At 69.3% G+C, this 17,111-nt stretch carries 11 protein-coding genes; 6 read left to right on the plus strand and 5 right to left on the minus strand.

Translation table 11 applies throughout. From position 1 onward, the window contains the following. The first annotated feature begins 155 nt into the window (after positions 1-155). A complete protein-coding gene (locus JGU66_17705; protein ID MBJ6762607.1) occupies positions 156-701 on the plus strand; it encodes a DUF3105 domain-containing protein in 546 nt (181 codons plus the stop codon). Between the two features lie 179 nt (positions 702-880). Further along, a complete protein-coding gene (locus tag JGU66_17710) occupies positions 881-1,909 on the plus strand; it encodes a DUF1624 domain-containing protein (protein MBJ6762608.1) in 1,029 nt (342 codons plus the stop codon). 12 nt (positions 1,910-1,921) lie between these two features. On the opposite strand, the gene JGU66_17715 is transcribed toward JGU66_17710, so the two are convergent. After that, a complete protein-coding gene (locus JGU66_17715; protein ID MBJ6762609.1) occupies positions 1,922-2,407 on the minus strand; it encodes a VOC family protein in 486 nt (161 codons plus the stop codon). Between the two features lie 149 nt (positions 2,408-2,556). Here JGU66_17715 and JGU66_17720 point away from each other — a divergent pair, with 149 nt between their 5' ends. Both JGU66_17720 and JGU66_17725 read left to right on the plus strand, forming a co-directional pair. After that, on the plus strand, positions 2,557-4,329 hold the full coding sequence (locus tag JGU66_17720) for a von Willebrand factor type A domain-containing protein (protein MBJ6762610.1): 1,773 nt from the start codon (positions 2,557-2,559) through the stop codon (positions 4,327-4,329). 98 nt (positions 4,330-4,427) lie between these two features. Beyond that, positions 4,428-5,117: a hypothetical protein gene (locus tag JGU66_17725; protein ID MBJ6762611.1), complete on the plus strand. Its 690-nt coding sequence runs from the start codon at positions 4,428-4,430 to the stop codon at positions 5,115-5,117. Between the two features lie 9 nt (positions 5,118-5,126). Here the strand turns inward: JGU66_17725 and JGU66_17730 are convergent, their stop codons facing one another. The 3 genes from JGU66_17730 to JGU66_17740 form a co-directional block, all read right to left on the minus strand. After that, positions 5,127-10,574: a DNA repair ATPase gene (locus JGU66_17730; GenBank protein ID MBJ6762612.1), complete on the minus strand. Its 5,448-nt coding sequence runs from the start codon at positions 10,572-10,574 to the stop codon at positions 5,127-5,129. Between the two features lie 83 nt (positions 10,575-10,657). Beyond that, a complete protein-coding gene (locus JGU66_17735; protein ID MBJ6762613.1) occupies positions 10,658-12,817 on the minus strand; it encodes a hypothetical protein in 2,160 nt (719 codons plus the stop codon). Between the two features lie 126 nt (positions 12,818-12,943). After that, complete coding sequence (locus JGU66_17740) at positions 12,944-13,726, minus strand: hypothetical protein (GenBank protein MBJ6762614.1); 783 nt, start codon at positions 13,724-13,726, stop codon at positions 12,944-12,946. Between the two features lie 134 nt (positions 13,727-13,860). Here JGU66_17740 and JGU66_17745 point away from each other — a divergent pair, with 134 nt between their 5' ends. Beyond that, on the plus strand, positions 13,861-14,592 hold the full coding sequence (locus JGU66_17745) for a 2OG-Fe(II) oxygenase (GenBank protein ID MBJ6762615.1): 732 nt from the start codon (positions 13,861-13,863) through the stop codon (positions 14,590-14,592). Positions 14,593-14,699: 107 nt separating this feature from the next. Next, on the plus strand, positions 14,700-14,894 hold the full coding sequence (locus tag JGU66_17750) for a hypothetical protein (GenBank protein ID MBJ6762616.1): 195 nt from the start codon (positions 14,700-14,702) through the stop codon (positions 14,892-14,894). A gap of 72 nt (positions 14,895-14,966) precedes the next feature. Here JGU66_17750 and JGU66_17755 read toward each other — a convergent pair whose 3' ends face one another. Beyond that, positions 14,967-16,850: a M4 family metallopeptidase gene (locus tag JGU66_17755; protein MBJ6762617.1), complete on the minus strand. Its 1,884-nt coding sequence runs from the start codon at positions 16,848-16,850 to the stop codon at positions 14,967-14,969. Positions 16,851-17,111: the final 261 nt, after the last annotated feature.

The following is a 17,111-nucleotide window of genomic DNA, read 5'->3' on the forward strand; positions in this document are numbered from 1 at the left end:
GGACAGTAGAAGAACCGCCGCCCTCCGGCATCCCGGAAGTGCGGGGCCGCCACCCGCCCTGGGCCGTCCGAGGGCCGAGCAGCCCCCCAACCCCTCTCCCGAGGTGTTCGAGGATGGGACGAGTCCTTCGACCGGATGCGCTATGAAGGGCGGTCATGCTCCGCTCGCCCTTCGCGCTCGCCCTGCTCGCCGCCCCGCTGCTCGCTTGTGGCTCCACCACGCCGCAGCCAGAGCCCGAGCCGCAGGACTGCAGCCGCTTCACCATCACCACGTCCGAGCCCGCCTCCGCGAACCACGTCGCGACGTGCATCAGCACCGGGTGCGGCAACGGCGAGGAGCCGCCCAACGCCGGCCCCCACTGCCCCACCTGGCTGTCCTGCCGCGAGTACACCGAGGAGCAGCCGCGCTGCTCGTGGCTCCACAACCTGGAGCATGGGCACGCGGTGTTCCTCTACAACTGCCCGGAAGGTTGCCCCGACGAGGTCGCCAAGCTGCGCGAGGCCCAGGCCCAGGCACTGGCGGGCTCCAACGGCGTGCACCGGGCCCTCATCGCGCCGGATCCCCGCCTCCCCAAGCGCGTGGCGGCCCTGCTCTGGCGGCACACCTATCTCGCGGACTCCGCCGACCCCGAGGCCCTGCGCTGCCTCTTGAAACTGCAGGACGTGGACGCCAACGAGCCTGGCCTGGCGTGCTCCCCCTGAGCCCCGAGCCCGCGCCGATGATTGCTACGCCAAGCGTCACGACCCGAGCACCGGGACGTGCAACGGCGTCACGGCTGCCCTAGCGTGCCCCCTCCGTGGGACCCTCGACACCTCTGCTTCCTGTTTCGCGCGAGCGCGTGCGGGCCATTGATTGGCTGCGCGGGCTCGCGGTGCTGGTGATGATCCAATGCCATACGCTGGCGCTGCTCACGCCCGAGCTGCGCCGAAGCGCGTGGACCGGCCGGCTGTTGAAGCTGGATGGGCTGGTGGCGCCCGCGTTCATCTTCTCCGCGGGCTTCGCGCTGGCGCTGGTGATGGTGCGCAGCGCGGCCGATGGCGTCCTGCGCGAGCGCGTGCCCCGCAACCTGCGCCGCATCGGCGAGGTGCTCGTGGTGGCCACGCTGGTCAACTGGGCCTGGTTCCCGCTGCTGCGCGAGCCGAAGTGGATCCTCCGCATGGACATCCTCCAGTGCGTGGGCGTGTGTCTGCTGCTCGTGCTGCCCGTGGCCGCGGGGCTCGCGTTCCGTCCCCGGGTGTTGGGCGCGGTGGCGTTCCTCTTGGCCATGGTCGCGTTCGCGCTCGCGCCCCTGGGGGACATCGCGCCTGAGCCGTGGGCGTCCTTCCTGCGCAAGTCCTCGTGGGCGCCCTTCCCGCTGCTGCCGTGGGTGGGCTTCGCGTGGCTCGGTGCCTTCGCGGGGACCGCGGCGGGCGCGTGGGGTCGCGCGGGGCTGGCTCGCGCGCTCGTGTTCCTGGTGGGGCTGGGCATCGTGGGGACGCTGGCCGCGCGTCCGCTCTATGCGCTGTATCCCGCGCACCGGTTCTTCGTGGCCAACCCGTCCAACTCGGCGGCGCGCTGGGCGTGGGTCTGCGCCGCGCTGCTCGTCCTTGTGTGGCTGGAGACGAAGCGGGCCTCGGATGCGCCGCCGAGTCGCTCGCGGCGCTTCATCGAGGTGTTCGGGACGTCGTCCCTCTCCGCGTACTTCTTCCACCAGATGCTGCTGTTCTACCGGACAGCGGGCGTCTTCTCGTTCCAGCGCTTCTGGGGCGACCGCAGCGGCTGGCTCCTCTACACGGGGCTGACGCTCGCGATCATCGTGCTCACGTACCTGCTGTGCCGGGCCTATGACTGGCTGGAGCGCGCGGTGAAGCAGGGCTTCGGGAGCGTGCGCAAGCACCTGCGCCCCCGAACCCCCGCCTCGTCCCAGTGAGGCGACGCGCGGCTACGGCTGCGCCGAGGCCTGCTCGAAGGCGCGGATGACCTCGGGCGGGGCCTGCACCAGCTCGATCAGCACGCCCTCGCCGCCGAGCGGGAACTGCTCGTTCCCCTTCGGGTGGATGAAGCACACGTCGAAGCCCGCCGCGCCCTTGCGGATGCCGCCCGGCGTGAAGCGCATGCCCTGCGACTCCAGCCACTTCACCGCGACGGCGAGGTCATCCACCCAGAGGCCCACGTGGTTGAGCGCGGGGTCGTGCACGCGCGGCTTCCCATCCGGCTGGATGGGCTGCATGAGGTCCACCTCGACCTTGAAGGGCCCTGCCCCCGCGATGACGATGTCCTCGTCCACGTTCTCGCGCTCGCTGCGGTAGGTGCCGTGGGGATGGAGGCCCAGCATGTCCACCCACAGCTTGCGGAGCCCGCCCTTGTCGAGCCCGCCGATGGCGACCTGCTGAACGCCCAGGATGCGAAATGGCCGTGTCGTCTGCATGGCGCGGACCGTCGCAAATGGGCCCTCGCCACGCAAGCGTCCGACACGTCCGAGGGAACCGTCCCGCCGCCGAATAATCGGGGAATAAAACCCATTTCCAAGGTCGTGCGTTTCGAGGCCCCGACCTACTCGCAGCCCTCGGAGCCCCCATGTCCTCGACCTTCCAGAAGCGCCGCGCGACCCGATGGGGCTGCGCCATCCTAGCCGCCAGTCTGCTGTCCTCCTGCTCCTCGCAGCTCGCCCCCGTCGAGTCGAAGACCGCGCCGCGGGTGAGCAATGGCAGCCTCTCCAGCACCGGCCCTGCCACACCGAAGCCGGAGGGTGCGAGCGCCGAAGCGGACGATGCCCCTCAGGCCACAGGCGCCATCGCACAACCCTCGACGCCCCCGCCGCCTCCCGCGCCGAAAGACGTGGCCCCCGCAGCCGAGGCGGTCATGGTGATGCGTTCAAGCGGCGCTCCTGCCCCTTCGGCGGCTCGCCGTGAGGCGCCCTCCAAGAAGGTCCCCGCGTCCGAGAAGTTCATGCAGGACAAGGACGGCGACGCGCGCGCCTCCGCGGGCGGCAACACGTTCGAGGCGTACAAGCCCAACGCCTTCACGGAGACCGCGAAGGACGCGCTGTCCACCTTCGCCGCGGACGTGGACACCGCCTCGTACACGGTGGCGCGGCGCTACCTGCAGCAGGGCCAACTTCCTCCCACCAGCGCCGTGCGCGTGGAGGAGTTCGTCAACTACTTCAAGTTCCGCTACGCCCCGCCCACCACCGGCGCCTTCTCGGTGCATCTGGAGGGCGCGCCCTCGCCGTTCAATCCGCGCCGCCACTTCCTGCGCGTGGGTGTGCAGGGCAAGGTCGTCTCGCGCTCGCAGCGCAAGCCCGCGCACCTCGTCTTCCTCGTGGACACCAGCGGCTCCATGCAGTCCGAGGACAAGCTGCCCCTGGCGCGCGAGGCGATGAAGATCGCCGTGAAGAACCTCAACGAGAACGACACGGTGGCCATCGTCACCTACGCGGGCTCCACGCGGGATGTGCTGCCCCCCACGCCGGCCACGGACGTCCAGCGCATCTACTCCGCCATCGACACGCTGTCGGCGGGCGGTGGCACCGCGATGGGCTCGGGCATGCAGATGGCCTATGGGCACGCGGTGAAGAAGGCCGCGGGCGGCGTGGTGTCTCGCGTCGTCGTGCTCACCGACGGTGACGCCAACATCGGCCCCAACCTGGGCGCCGATGCCATGCTGGAGAGCGTCCACAAGTACGTGGCCGAGGGCGTCACCCTCACCACGGTCGGCTTCGGCATGGGCAACTACCGCGACGACATGATGGAGAAGCTGGCGGACAAGGGCAACGGCAACAGCTTCTACGTGGACAGCCTCAAGGAAGCGCGCAAGGTCTTCGAGACGCAGCTCACCGGCACGCTGGAGGTCATCGCCAAGGACGTGAAGTTCCAGGTGGAGTTCAACCCGAAGTCGGTGAGCCGCTACCGCCTGCTCGGCTACGAGAACCGGGACATCGCGGACAAGGACTTCCGCGACGACAAGGTGGACGCCGGCGAGATTGGCGCGGGCCACAACGTCACCGCCCTCTACGAGGTCGAGCTGACGGGCGCGGCCCAGGAGCTGGCCACGGTGCGCATCCGGGCCAAGGCGCCCAACGGCACCGAGGCCGCCGAGCAGTCCTTCCCGCTCACCCGTGCGCAGGTGCACACCTCGCTGGATGAGGCCTCGCCGGACTTCCGCTTCGCGCTCGCCGTGGCCGCCACCGCGGACATCCTCCGCGCCGCGCCCGCCGCCGAGGGCTGGAGCCTGGGCACCACGCAGAAGCTGGCCGAGGGGTCCGCCAACGGTGACGCGGATCGCACCGAGTTCGTTCGATTGGTGACACAAGCCCGCGCGCTCTCTGGCGCCTCGGCGCGCGGCAACTGACGTCCGGGGGGACGTCAGAACCCAGGGGGGAACACCGCCCACGTCCGACCTGCTCGGGCGTGGGCGGTGTCTTTCATGCGGCGTGTATGCTCGCGCGCATGAACCGACGCCCTGCTCCGCGCCTTGCCGTGTCGTTGGCCGCCACCGCCCTGCTGACCGGGCTCGCCTGTGGAGACGATCCCTCTGGCGGAGGTCTCCCGCTGGGCGAGCAGCAGAAGGGCATCGCCACCTTCTACGACGCGACGGGCGCGGGGAACTGCAGCTTCGATCCGAGCGGTGACTTGATGGTCGCCGCCATCAACACCGCGCAGTACGCACGCAGCGCCACGTGCGGCCAGTGCGTCGACGTGGTGGGCCCCAAGGGCACGGTGCGCGTGCGCATCGTCGACCAGTGCCCGGACTGCGACAAGGGCCACCTGGATCTCAGCCGCGAGGCGTTCGCGAAGGTCGCGGACATGAGTCTGGGTCGCGTGGACATCTCATGGACGCCCGTGTCCTGCGATGTGGCGGGCAACATCGAGTACCACTTCAAGGACGGCAGCAACCCGGACTGGACGGCCATCCAGATCCGCAACCACCGGCTGCCCATCCAGAAGCTCGAGTGGAAGCGGGACGGCGACTGGAAGGCCATTCCTCGCGAGGACTACAACTACTTCGTCGCGAACAGTGGCGTGGGCACCGGCAGCTTCCAGGTGCGCGTCACCGCGAGCGACGGACAGCAGCTCACCGACACGCTGCCCAAGGTGCTCGACAACTCCAGCGTCCAGGGCAGCGCGCAGTTCAAGTGAGCCGTGGGCCTATCTGCGCAGCATGCCGCGCAGGACCTCCAGCGCCTCCGTCACGCCCTGCCAGACCTGGAGCGCCTTGACGGCCTCCTCTTCGCCTTGAATGGCTCGGCGAGACGCGCGCTCCAGCGGCAGCAGCGCGCCCTCCACCAGTTCGATCTGCCGACTCAACTCCGCGGGTGACGGTGCCACCGGCCCACGCGCGACTGGCTCGGAGGGAGTGACCGTGACGTGGGCCGGGCGATCCGCCAGCGAGGCGATGGCCCGGGTCAGCTCGGCCAGGTGCGGGCTGACGTCCGGCGCACTCGCGGGCGGGGCCACGACGGGCGCCGCGGCGCGCTCCGTGAGGGCCTTGAGCAACTGGGCCAGGTGCTTCACGTAGGGCGACAGGTCCAACGCGGGCGCCTGTTGCGGTGCCGGGGCCTCTGCCCCAGAGCGCGCCACGTCGAGCAGCGCCTCGCGGAGCGAATCGAGCCGAGGCGCCAACGAGTCCTGCTCCGAGGCACGGGGCCGCGCACGCGAGGCCGCCTCCACGAGCGCATCCCGCACGGTGCCGAGCCGCTCCTCGATGGCCCCGAGCTGCCCGGTCACGCGCGCCACGGGGTCGTCCTCCTTGCCCCCCATGCGCTTGACGCGCGCGAAGCCCTGCTTGATCTCCTCCCAGCGCTTCGCCTGCGCCTCGCTCAGTCGCCCGCGCAGCTCCGCGAGCTTGAGCAGGTTCTGCTCGGCCGCCGTGGTCAGCGTCTGGGACTCGCCCTGGTAGTGGTCATCGATGCGCCGCTCCAGCTCCTCGTCGGTCATCGCCGCGACGACCTTCTCCGTGAGCTTGTTCATGTTGCGGTAGCTGCCCTGCAACTTGAACGCGGGCTCCGAGCGGAAGCGCTCATCCTGCGCCGCGGAGGCGATGTACTGGAGGTTCACCTTCAGCAGCACGCGCTGCACATGGAAGAGGCGCTGGAACACCGCGATGACTTCCTGAAGCTCCGCCGCCGAGTAGCCGTGCTTCAGCTCGCCCGAGGGCACCTCTTCGCCCTTCGCCATGCGCAACAGGCGGTGCACGTCGCCAGGGTCCCGCGTCGCCAGCGGCGCGAGCACCGCGTTGGAGGTCAGCGAGTTCTCCAGGTAGCTCAGCGCGAAGAGCTCCTCCTTGCCATCCAGGATGTCGCCGAGGTTGTAGGTATCCGCGCGGTTGGCGAGCATGTCCGGGATGCGGAAGCGCTCGCCCGTCTCGGTGTAGGGATTGCCCGCCATCACCACGCAGAACTTCTTGCCGCGCAGGTCATACGTGCGCGTGCGGCCCTCCCAGACGCCCTCGATGCGGCGCTGGCCGTCGCACAGCGAGATGAACTTCTGGAGCAGCTCCGGATCCGTGTGCTGGATGTCGTCGAGGTAGAGCATCACGTTGTTGCCCATCTCGAAGGACAGGTTGATGCGCTCCACCTCCTGCCGCGCGGTGGCGTTGGGCGCCTCGGCGGGGTCCAGTGACTTCACCGCGTGGCCGAGCGCCGGACCGTTCACCTTCACGAAGGTGAGCCCCAGGCGGCTGGCCACGTACTCCATCAACGTCGTCTTGCCGTAGCCCGGCGGAGACATGAGCAAGAGCATGCCCATGCGATCCGTGCGCTTGCCCTCCCCCGCCGCCCCGAGCTGCTTGGCGAGGTTCGCGCCGATGAGGGGCAGGTACACCTCGTCGATGAGGCGGTTGCGCACGAAGCTGGTCAGCACCTTGGGCGTCAGCTCTTCCAAGCGAAGCTTGCGCCGCTCGCGCTCCAGCAGATCCCGCAGCAGCCCGCGATACGCGAGGTACGCGGGCACGCGCGTCCGACGGAACGCCTCCAACCGAGCCAGGTACTCATCCAGCCGCAGCACCAGCTTCCGGTCCTGGATGCGCGCGTGGCTTCCCAACAGGCCCGTCACCTCCGTGGACGTCAGCGCGCCCGCCGTGGTGCGCTCCAGCTTGCGCTCCGTGACGAGCAGCACCGCCGCCTCGTCGACCAGGAGGCGCGCGTCACCGGGGCCCTCCTCCCGCCGCGACAGGGAAGCCTCCAGCCACGCCCGCGCGAGCAGGAGCCGCTCGGGCAGGTTCTTCTCCAGGCCCCGGAGGTCATCCTCGAACGCCGCGCGCGACCCTTGCTTGTCGAGCTGCGCGAGGAACGCATCCCGCAGCGCCACCGTCTCCCGCGCGGTGGTGAACCGGGGGCGCTCCACCGCCAGCTCCTCCACGAGGTAGCGGCCCGCTTGCCGCGCATCCGCTTCCGCATGCGCGAGCCCATGAGCGCGGAGGAACGCCTCGACGCGCTCGCCCAGCGCATCGCCCAGGGCGCTCAGCTCCGAGGACGAAGCGAACACCGTGCGCAGCCGCGCGAGGCTGCGCGCCCGACGATGGAGCACCGCGCGCGCCGCGTCGTCCGAGTCGAAGGCCCAGTACAGCGCCGCCCAGGCGCGCGCCGTCGGAGAGAACCGCAGCAGGCCCGCGCCCTGGTACAGCCCGAGCAACTTCTCCAGGATGGCCGCCGCGTCCGCGTCGTGGACGCCTCGCTCGTAGCCCTCGTCGAACCGCTCGGCCGCGAGCGCACGCACCTTCTCCATCAGCGTGCCTTGCGCGACCGCCTCTTGGAGCGAAGACAACGAACTGCCCCGCTCGCCGTCCTCCGCGGCCGAGAGCACGCACGCGGCCAGATACTCGGCGCGGTACACCTCGGCCGACTCCGAGACGAGGTGCTGCTCCCAGAGGTCGCGGTACTTGAGCAGCTCCGGGTCCTCCAGCTTCCGCGTGTAGTCCGTGCCGGTGAGCTGGAGGAAGAGCGCGCCATCGCGCGGAATCAACGTCAGGTCGAGCGACTGCGTGTTGACGTGGAAGCGATAGGGCCCCAGCTTGATGAGGCCCTCGCCGCCCTCGTACAGGTCCTGGCGATCGCGAAGCGCGCGCAGGGCCTCCTGCTTGGCGGACTTCACGCGCGACAGGATTTCATCCGCGCGCACGCTGTCCTGCAGCTCCAGCAGCTGATCGGCGAGCTGCCGCAGCTTCTGGATCATCGCGTCCGAGGCGAAGTACGCGTTCAGCGCGTCATCCGACGGGAACGACTTCGCGCGGCGCAGGACACCCTGAAGGATGCGCTCCGCGGCACCGAACAGGTTGCTCGCCCGGCGCTGACGCTCGTCCACCAGCGCTTGCTTCCGCGCGCCGAAGGCCTCGAGCAGCTCCTCGCGCTTCTGGGTGATCTGCCCGAGGAACTCGTCGAACTCCCCGAAGCGGCCCTCCAACTCCTCCAGGAGCACCGTGAGGCGAGACATCGCCTCGTCACAGCGCGCGGGAGTGTCCGACTGGGTCAGCGCGCTCTCGATGCTCTGGCCCAGGAGCTTGAACTGGGCACCGAACTCCGCCCGCTTCTCCTTGCCACTCAGCTCCTTGCGCCGGGCCTGGACGCCCGCCCGCACGCGGTTGACGCGACTGAACAACTCGGAGATGCCCTCGAGGATGCGGGCACGAGCCAGCGGGTCGCCCACCTGGAGTCCGCCGACCACCTCGCCCAGCACCTCCAGGCCCTTGCCCGTCATCTCCACGTCCTGCGCCAGCGGCGCCAGCTCCATCGTGGTGGTGATGGGCTCCAAGCGGCCCAGCAGCTCATCGAGGCGCTGAGCGATGGGCTGGAGCGATTCGCCCTTCTGGAGGAACTCCACGCACGCGGTGCTGACGCGGCCAGAGGCCTCCTCCACGGCGGCCTCCAGGACGTCCACCCGCGCCACGTCCATGTAGCGGATGTCCTTCAGGGTGATGAGGTGGCCGCGATGCTGGCGCAGCTCCGCCAGCGCCCGCATGTAGCCCTCCGCATCCACGAGCCCCTCGGGCTGCACCTGGAGCAGCAGCGCGTCCTGCTTCTTCTCCGCCTCGGCGAGCGAGTCGGTGGCGCGACGGCGCAGCGCGAGCACCTTCTCGAACTCATCGATGATGAGCTCGGCCGTGCGGCGAAGCTGCTCGACGTGCGACTGGAGCCCCACCTCCGCGTGGTTGAGCCAGTAGTACGCATCCAGCGCGCGCGTGGCCGCGGAGACGAGGTCCTCGTACGTGCGCCGCGAGGGCTGATTCGTCTTCGCGATGCGCTGGAGCGTCAGCGCGTCCGAGATGCCGCGCACCAACTCCGCGTTGCCCACCTTGCCCAGGTAGCCCGGCACCGGCGGCGTCGCGGCGGCGTGCTCAGCCGAGACGAACGGCGTCTGCCACACCTGCATCGGATGCACGCGGGTGGGCTCGGCCGAGGTCGCGCGGAAGACGACGAGGCGCCCGTCCGCGAAGAGGCTCATGCCGTGACCCACGAGCGGGTTCTGCACCTCCTTGCGCACGAGGTTGTACGCGAACAGCACGTAGGCCCCCTCGTCGCGGCGGTGGAAGACGTAGAGGACGTCCTCGCCGTTGGGCGAGCGCACCGCCTGATGGAACTCCATCCCCTCGGAGGCACCCTCGAAGACCTTGAAGTCCCCCGTCTGGAGGTAATAGCCGCCCGGGAAGACGATGCCCTGGTCCTCCGGCAGCCGCACACACGACTGACCGATGGCATCGATGCGCACCACATGCTGCGTGCGCGAGTTGAAGACGAGGTAGCGGTAAGCCTTCTCGCGGAACGGCAGCACGCGCAGCAGGATGAGGCCGCCTACCTGCGCCCAGGCGAACTCGGCGTCATCGAGCGACTGATCCGGATCCTCCACGGGCTCGCTGTAGATGCCCAGCCCCGTGGTGGTGTTGTTCTCCACCTTGACGGTGAGGTCACCCTTCACCGTCTCTACGAAGACCTGATCCAACACGTTGACGTGCGGGTGCTGGCCGAGCACGTAGTGCTCACGCGTGGCCACCGTCCACTCGAAGTCCTGCGCGGGCGGGAAGACGTGGTCGCGCTCGCCCTGGTTGTCCAGGTACGTGGCGCGGCCCTCCACGTCCACGTTGAAGCGGAACACCTTCACGTCCCGCGCGGACTGCCCCGTCTGGAAGACGGCCAGCAGGCGCGAGTCCCGGCGCCGGAGCTGAGTGAGCCGCGTGTCCTTGTAGTACTTGTACAGCTCCCCAAAGTCCTTCACGAACCGAGGGTCCGCCAGGAAGCCGCCGGCCTCGGTGTGCGGCACGGCGGACAGGTCGAACCCCTCCGCCGTCGCCTCGAAGCGGTGCAGCGAGAAGACGTCCGAGACGGCCGTCTCCTTCTTCAGCCCGATGAAGACGTTGTAGCCAAAGAGGACGTACTTGCCGACGCTGACGATGTCGCGCGGGACGCAGTTGTTCTCGGTGCGCACGCGCTCGTTGCCGATGACGGACAACTCCGTGCCGCCGAACAGCGTCTTGCGCCGCGCGTTGAGGTCATTCGCCTGGGTCGCCAGCGCGTCCGCGTGCGCCAGCAAGCGCGTGCGGATGACCTCGTAGCTGCCGCCCTCCAGCGTCGCCTCGCCCGAGGCCCTGTCGCCGCCACTTGCCATGAAGATTCACCGGATAGAACCGACTGCGTCTCGACGAAGGGGGCCCGCGAACGGGCCCCCTGTCCCAACCGCCAGCGTGAGGGTCAGCCCTGCTTGTCGCTCTTGGGCTGTCCGTCCGCGTTCACCAGCGCCTTGAGGTTGCTCGCGGCGGAGGCGGTCGGGTTGACGTTCATGCGGTTGAGCAGCGAGGCCACGGCCAGGTTCTGCACGTCGTTCGTCAGACCGGGCTTGGAGAGGATCTCCTTGATGTCCGACGGCAGGTCCTTCTCACCGGAGAGGTAGCCACCCAACGCCTTCTTGAGCGACTCGCTGTGGTCCAGCGCGCCGTCCACCGAGGAGCCGAAGGAGACCGCCTTGACGAAGCGCTCGAAGAACTCGCCGTCGCCGCCGACGATCTGGAACTTCGCGTTGGCGAGCGCCTTGGAGAGGACCTCCGCCTGGGCGTGGGCGATGTCCTTGCGCACGCGGATGGACTCCAGCTCCACGTCGCGCTCCTTCTGGAGCCGCAGGCGGAACTCCTCGTGCTCGCGGCCCACGCCGTCCAGGGCCTTCATCGCGGCGGCCTTCTCGGCCAGACCGCGCGCCTCGGCCATGAGCTTCTCCTGGATGGCGGCGGCCTCCGCGAGCAGCTTCTCCTTCGTGGCGAACGCCTCGGCCTCGCCGCGCTTGTGGATGGCGCTGGCCTCGGCCTCCTGGATGCGCGCGCTCACCATGCCCTTCTCCTGGGCACCGGCGGCCTCCGCGAGCAGCCGCTCCCGGACGACCACGGCCTGGGCCTGTCCCTGCTTCTCGATGGCGCTGGCCTCGGCCTCCTTCACGCGCACCTGCGCCATGCCCTGCTTCTCGGTGGCCACCGCGTCCGCCTCGCGCACCCGCACGTTCGCGAGCCCCGCCGCGGCCGCCTCGGCCTGGACGCCCTCGGCGAGCCGCATCTTCGCCTTGGCCGTCTTGTCCGCGGCCTCGAGGTCCGCGTCCGCCAGGGTGAGCTTCTCGCGCGCGGTGAACTTCGCCACGTCCGCGCTCGTCTCCGCCGCCTTGAGATCCTTGACCAGCTTCTCCTGGGCCTGGCCCTCGGCGGTGATGACCAGCGCGTCCTTCTTGCGGCGCGCCTCGGCCGTCACGCGCAGGTCCTTGATGCGCTCCTCCTCCTCGGCCACCGTCTTGTCCACGGCGACGCGGGCGCGCACCACGTCCGCGATGAGCTTCTTCTCGCCCTCGACGGCCTTCTCCTTGGCGATGCGCTGCAGCTCCGTCTCACGCTCGCGGTTGATGGCCTCCAGGGCGCGGTCCTTCTCCACGCGCTCGGCCTCCACGCCCACCACGCGCTCGCGGTTCTTCTGGGCGACCTCCACCTGCCGAGACTTGTTCTGCTCGGTGATGAGGATCTCCTCCTCGGCCTTGATGCGCGCCAGCTCCGCCTTGGCGTGCTCCTCGCTCTTCACGCGGTCGGCCTCGGCCGTCTCGCGGGCCTGGATGCTTTCGATCTCGCGCTTCTGCTTCGCCGCGGCCTCCTGGCGCTGACGCTCCAGCGCGAAGATGGCCTCATCGGCCTCCACGTTGCGCTTGGTGACGGCCATGCGCTCGCTCTGGCGCAGCTCGTTGGTGAAGACGTTCTGCTCGGTGGTGAGCTGGGTGATCTTCCGGATGCCCTGCGCGTCGAGGATGTTGTCCTTGTCCAGCATCTCGACCGGGGTCTGCTCCAGGAAGTCGATGGCGCAGTCCTCCAGCATGTAGCCGTTGAGGTCGCGGCCGATGACGCGGACCACCTGGTCCTTGATCTCCTCGCGCTTGGTGTAGAGCTCCTCGAAGTCGAAGCTCTTGCCCACCGTCTTGAGGGCCTCGGAGAACTTGGCCTCGAAGAGGTTCTCCAGCGTCTCCTGATCGCTGGCGCGCGCGCACCCGATGGACTGGGCCACCTTGAGCACGTCCTCGCGCGTCTTGTTCACGCGCACGAAGAAGGTGACCTTGATGTCCGCGCGGATGTTGTCCTTGCAGATGAGGCCTTCCTTGCCGCGCCGATCGATCTCCACCGTCTTGAGCGAGATGTCCATCACCTCGGAGCGGTGCACGATGGGCAGCACCACGGAGCCGGTGAAGGTGACGACGGGCTCGCTCTTCAACGTGTTGACGATGAGCACCTTGCCCTGGTCGACCTGCCGATAGAACTTCGCGACCGTGACGAAGATGCCGAAGAGGATGATGACTCCGCCACCGATGATTGCGACCAGCGTGATGGGATCCATGGCCTTTCCTGTGAAGTGAATGGGCGGGCCTTGTACCAAGGCCCCGGAGTCCCCCGCGAAAGCGCTCCGGAGCGAGTTGTCACATCGGCCCGACAGTCGGGTCGTGACGCGAAACGATTCAAGGACTCATCGCGCTCGAACCCGGGCGCGAGCCAAGGCCTGGGCCTCGCTGGGATTCCCCAGGCGCGCCGCTTCCTCGGGCAGGAGCCAGTCCACGGGCTCCACTTCGTAGACGTCTCGGCTGGCGTCGTAGCCGAGGATGAGCGCGGGCTCGCCGCGCTTGAGCGTGTTGGCCTTGGCGCAGACGATGTTGAGGATGAGGCCCGCGCCACCATCCTCGAAGGTGCCGTGGCCGAAGCGCTCCGTCACGGAGCCGCTGGAGACGACGCACACGCGGCCCATCAGCGCTTCACGCCCCGGGGCCCGCTTGGCCACGAAGACCGGCCGCAGCGGCCGCACGAGCACGCTCGCGACCAGCGTGCCCGCGATGAAGCACAGCAGCCCCAGCCCCGCGCTCACCAGCGCCGAAGGCAACGCGCTCAGCGCCGCGTGCACCGCCTGCCCGCTCGCCACCGACAGCGCCCAGGACAGGAAGACGACCAGGCTCACCGACACCGTCACCGGAATCCCACTGAAGCCCAGCAGTCCGAAGAGACCCGCGGCCGCCTCCGCGTCATCGAGGTGCGAATGCGACGCGTCCCCGTGTCCCGCCACCGCCTTGGCCCCACCCTGGATCGCGCCCCCCACCGCCTTGGCCCCGGACTCCACGTCCAGGTGCACGTCGCCATCCAGCACGTCGATGCCCACGGCCCCGATGATGACGAACAGCCAGTAGCTCAACACCACCCCGAGCAGGATGGTGAAGACGGCGGTCGGAAAGGCCAGCAGGGCTTCGAGCAACGCGCTCATTCGGCTCGGTGGTGGAAGGAGGTAGGAGTCGCAACGAACTCTAAACGACCACACCGAGAGAGAAAAACGCGAGCGGTCGCTTTTCCGGCGGCTTGGCTGACCCGTCACCGAGGCATCTGGAATAGCCTTGCCCCGTGCGCGACTTCGTGACTCGGCGCAATGCCTTCTCCAATAACGAACGGGTCGCCCTGCGCGATGCCTTGCTGGGTTCGCGCTTCGTGGCGCGCAGCCCGCTCATGGGGACGTTCCGCGCCAGCCGCGGCTTCGCGTTCATCTTCACGCACGAGGGGCGCGCCGCGCTCGAGCAGCGCTTCCCCTTCCTGGGCACCTATCTCTCGCGCGTGCTCGATCCCGAGAGCGCGCGCGGACTCTGGCCCTGGCGAGAGCGGTGGTGGGGGCCGCGCGCGGATCGCCCGCGCCCCAACGCGTACTACCTGAACCTGCTGCTGCTCGACGCGGGCACCGAGGTGGGCCGCCACATCGACGCCACGCTGCAGGATCCCAGCGGCGTGCCCGGCGCGATGCCCGAGCATGTCAGCGTCCTGTATCTCCAGTTCCCGGAGAAGGCACGCGGCGGCGCGCTGCACCTCTTGCGCGACGATCGCTCCGTGGGCGAGGTGAAGCCCCGACCCGGGATGCTGGTGCACTTCCGAGGCGACCTCCAACACGAGGTGCGCCCCTTCACGGGCGGTGGTCCGGGCGAGCAGCGAGCGAGCCTCGTCTGTGAGCAGTACGCCTTCGCACCCGAGGCCCTGGCGCGGCTGCCCACGCTGCGCATCCAGTCCAAGGCGGGCTTCGCTGCCTACTTGGATGCCCAGCGCGAGCGGCCCGCCGACGCGCGCGCTGAGCTCCAGCAGGAAGAGTGAGGCGCGGCGTGCCTCCTCGCCCTCGGAACGACCCACGCGCGTGAGTTGCCCGAGCCCTCGCGGCCCCCAACCCTTGTGCGGTGGGACGACGCGCGGAGAGCACGAGCATGGCCAGGAAAAAGCTTCACGAGGGCTACGGAGAGACGAGCGAGCAGCGTCAGCGCCACCTGGAGGGTGACAACTTCTCCGAGCGGGCGCCGCAGACGCCCGAGGAGTTGGACGAAGTCCGCAGCGCGTCCGACGATCCCCACGAGGTGGTCACCCTGCATCCACTGGCCCCGGACATCCCCCCCGAGGAATAGCGGCGGACATGGGGCGCGCGGGGACACGATGGCTCGTCCCCACGCTGGCCCCGGCGCTCGCGCGCGGTCCGCCTAGAACTGCCCCGTGAGCCTCACGTTGGAGTACGTCGGGTAGCCCCGGAGCATCACGTAGAACGTCCCCGCGGTGCTCCTCGGCGCCATGAAGCACACCTCACTGCTGCCGTTGAGGTACGGGCGGCAGTCATACGCATCCGACGTGGGCGCGGCCCCGAACCGCACGTACAGGTCCGCATCCCCCGTGCCGCCGGTGATGGCGAACGTCACCGGCGTGTTGGCCGGCACGTCCAGGCTGTACAGCGTGCCGTGGCCGATCTCGGAGTCCGAGCCGGTGACGCTCTCGCCGTTGACCAGCGCGATGGATTCAGGCGGCGGGAGCACGACGCCCACGCCCACCGCGTCCCACGCGGCCTTCACCGCGTCCTGCGTCGCCTGATCGTAGCCAAGGTCCGCGGCGGCCAGCATGGTCCACGCCCGAGCCTGCTCGAAGGTCGTCAGCTCCGAGTAGAAGACCGTGTTCGCGTAGTACCAGATGTGCGCCGCCTTCTCGACGCCGATGCCCGGCACCTGGACGGTGGAGCGCCCGCGCGGATGCGTGCCGCCCTTGGAGAGCAGCGCGAACGCGAGGTTCGGAATGCCCGACGAGTAGTGCGGATCCGTCCCCGAGCTGAAGTCCGGCGCGTAGTCGAGCGAGTCCCCATCCGCGAACGGGTCATCCATGTAGCGAAGCGCATCGCCCGGAACCGCGGGCGTCCAGATGTCCTCGCCAATCTTCCAGATGTCCGCGTCGGTGCTCCACGTGCCCGACTTCCAGCTCTCGCACACCGCGCTGAACGTGTCGGACATGGCCTCGTTGAGCCCCCCGGACTGGCCGAAGTAGAGGAGGTTCGACTCGTTCTGCGTGACAGCGTGGGTGAGTTCATGGACCGTGACGTCGCCATCGCGCCCCAGCGGCCCCGAGTTCACGCCGTCTCCGTCGCCGTACACCATCTGCTCGCCGTCCCAGAAGGCGTTCACGAAGTTGAAGCCGTAGTGCACCGAGCTGACGTACGTGTGGCCCTCGTTGTCATACGAGTCGCGGCCGAAGTTCTCCTGGTAGCACCGGTACGTGTACCCGAGCATGTCGAAGTTCGTGTCGGCCGTGGTGTCGCCGGTGGGCGCGTCGGCCTCGGCACGCATCAGCTCGCCCGGCAACAACAGGCCGTGCCCGTCATAGACCTCGCGGTTCAGCGCGGAGTGGATCTCCGGCACGCGCAGCAGCACGGCGCCATCCGCCGCGCTCACGTAGACGCGATCGCGCAGCGGCATGCCCTCGCCCTGCCCCACCACGCGCGTCTCCCACGCCAGGCGAAGCTGACCGTCCTCGGTGCGCAGGTACACCAGCCGAGGCGTCCCCTTCAGCGAGAGGTCCGTGCCGTGCGTGGCGCGCAACGCCGCCGCGCTCGCGCTGGAGGCCGCCACGCTCGGACGCGCGGACAGGTTCACCCCATCCCGCGCCGAGCCGTTCGCCATGTACACCGTGCCATCCCGACGGACGTGCACGAGGAGGTTGCCGCCCACCACCTCGAGCCCGTTCTTCGTCTGCTGGTAGCGCAGGTGCTCATTGCCCTGGGCATCCGTGCTCGCCTTGCGGAACACCAGGTCCTTCGGACTCAGGCGGAACACCGGAGCCACCGCGGCGAGCGCGGGCGCCAGGGACTGCTCCGCGGACAGGCCCGCGCGGCCTCGCTCCACGTGCGCCAGCTCTCCACGAATCGTGTCGGGGATGACGCCCTCCACCTGCGTCCCCAGCACCTTCGCGCCCCCGAGCGCACCCAGAGCGGAGCGGATGTCCTCACCCGAGGTCCCCGGCTTCGCGCGCGGGGCTTCGTCCCCACAAGCCGCGAGCGACAGACCCAACCACGCCATCCCCAACACCTTCCAATATCGATGATCCAACGCCATGCCTCCGCGACCGACCACGCCAACCCAACAGGCACCGGGGCCACCCCGGGCCCTGCTTCTGGGAGAGCAACCTCTGGCGATGCCGGTCCGAGAACTGAAGTGCGGAAGCAACGGGAACGTTGAACGAGGGACAGCGAGTCCCCGCCATCGCTCCCGCAATCAACAGCCGCTCCCCCCGCGCGGCGAGGGCAACTTCCAGTCCCTCACCTTCCGCCTCCCGCAAGGCGAAACATCCGCATGCAAATGCAAGCGCGT

The sequence above is a fragment of the Myxococcaceae bacterium JPH2 genome (assembly GCA_016458225.1).
Classification (GTDB): Bacteria; Myxococcota; Myxococcia; order Myxococcales; family Myxococcaceae; genus Citreicoccus.

What these genes read in the sequence shown, in the direction of transcription:
- JGU66_17740 (MBJ6762614.1), bottom strand. Translation starts at nt 13,726, where the DNA reads ATGAGCGCGTTGCTCGAAGCCCTGCTGGCCTTTCCGACCGCCGTCTTC.
- JGU66_17715 (MBJ6762609.1), bottom strand. Translation starts at nt 2,407, where the DNA reads ATGCAGACGACACGGCCATTTCGCATCCTGGGCGTTCAGCAGGTCGCC.
- JGU66_17730 (MBJ6762612.1), bottom strand. Translation starts at nt 10,574, where the DNA reads ATGGCAAGTGGCGGCGACAGGGCCTCGGGCGAGGCGACGCTGGAGGGC.
- JGU66_17750 (MBJ6762616.1), top strand. Translation starts at nt 14,700, where the DNA reads ATGGCCAGGAAAAAGCTTCACGAGGGCTACGGAGAGACGAGCGAGCAG.
- JGU66_17720 (MBJ6762610.1), top strand. Translation starts at nt 2,557, where the DNA reads ATGTCCTCGACCTTCCAGAAGCGCCGCGCGACCCGATGGGGCTGCGCC.
- JGU66_17725 (MBJ6762611.1), top strand. Translation starts at nt 4,428, where the DNA reads ATGAACCGACGCCCTGCTCCGCGCCTTGCCGTGTCGTTGGCCGCCACC.
- JGU66_17705 (MBJ6762607.1), top strand. Translation starts at nt 156, where the DNA reads ATGCTCCGCTCGCCCTTCGCGCTCGCCCTGCTCGCCGCCCCGCTGCTC.
- JGU66_17735 (MBJ6762613.1), bottom strand. Translation starts at nt 12,817, where the DNA reads ATGGATCCCATCACGCTGGTCGCAATCATCGGTGGCGGAGTCATCATC.
- JGU66_17710 (MBJ6762608.1), top strand. Translation starts at nt 881, where the DNA reads ATGATCCAATGCCATACGCTGGCGCTGCTCACGCCCGAGCTGCGCCGA.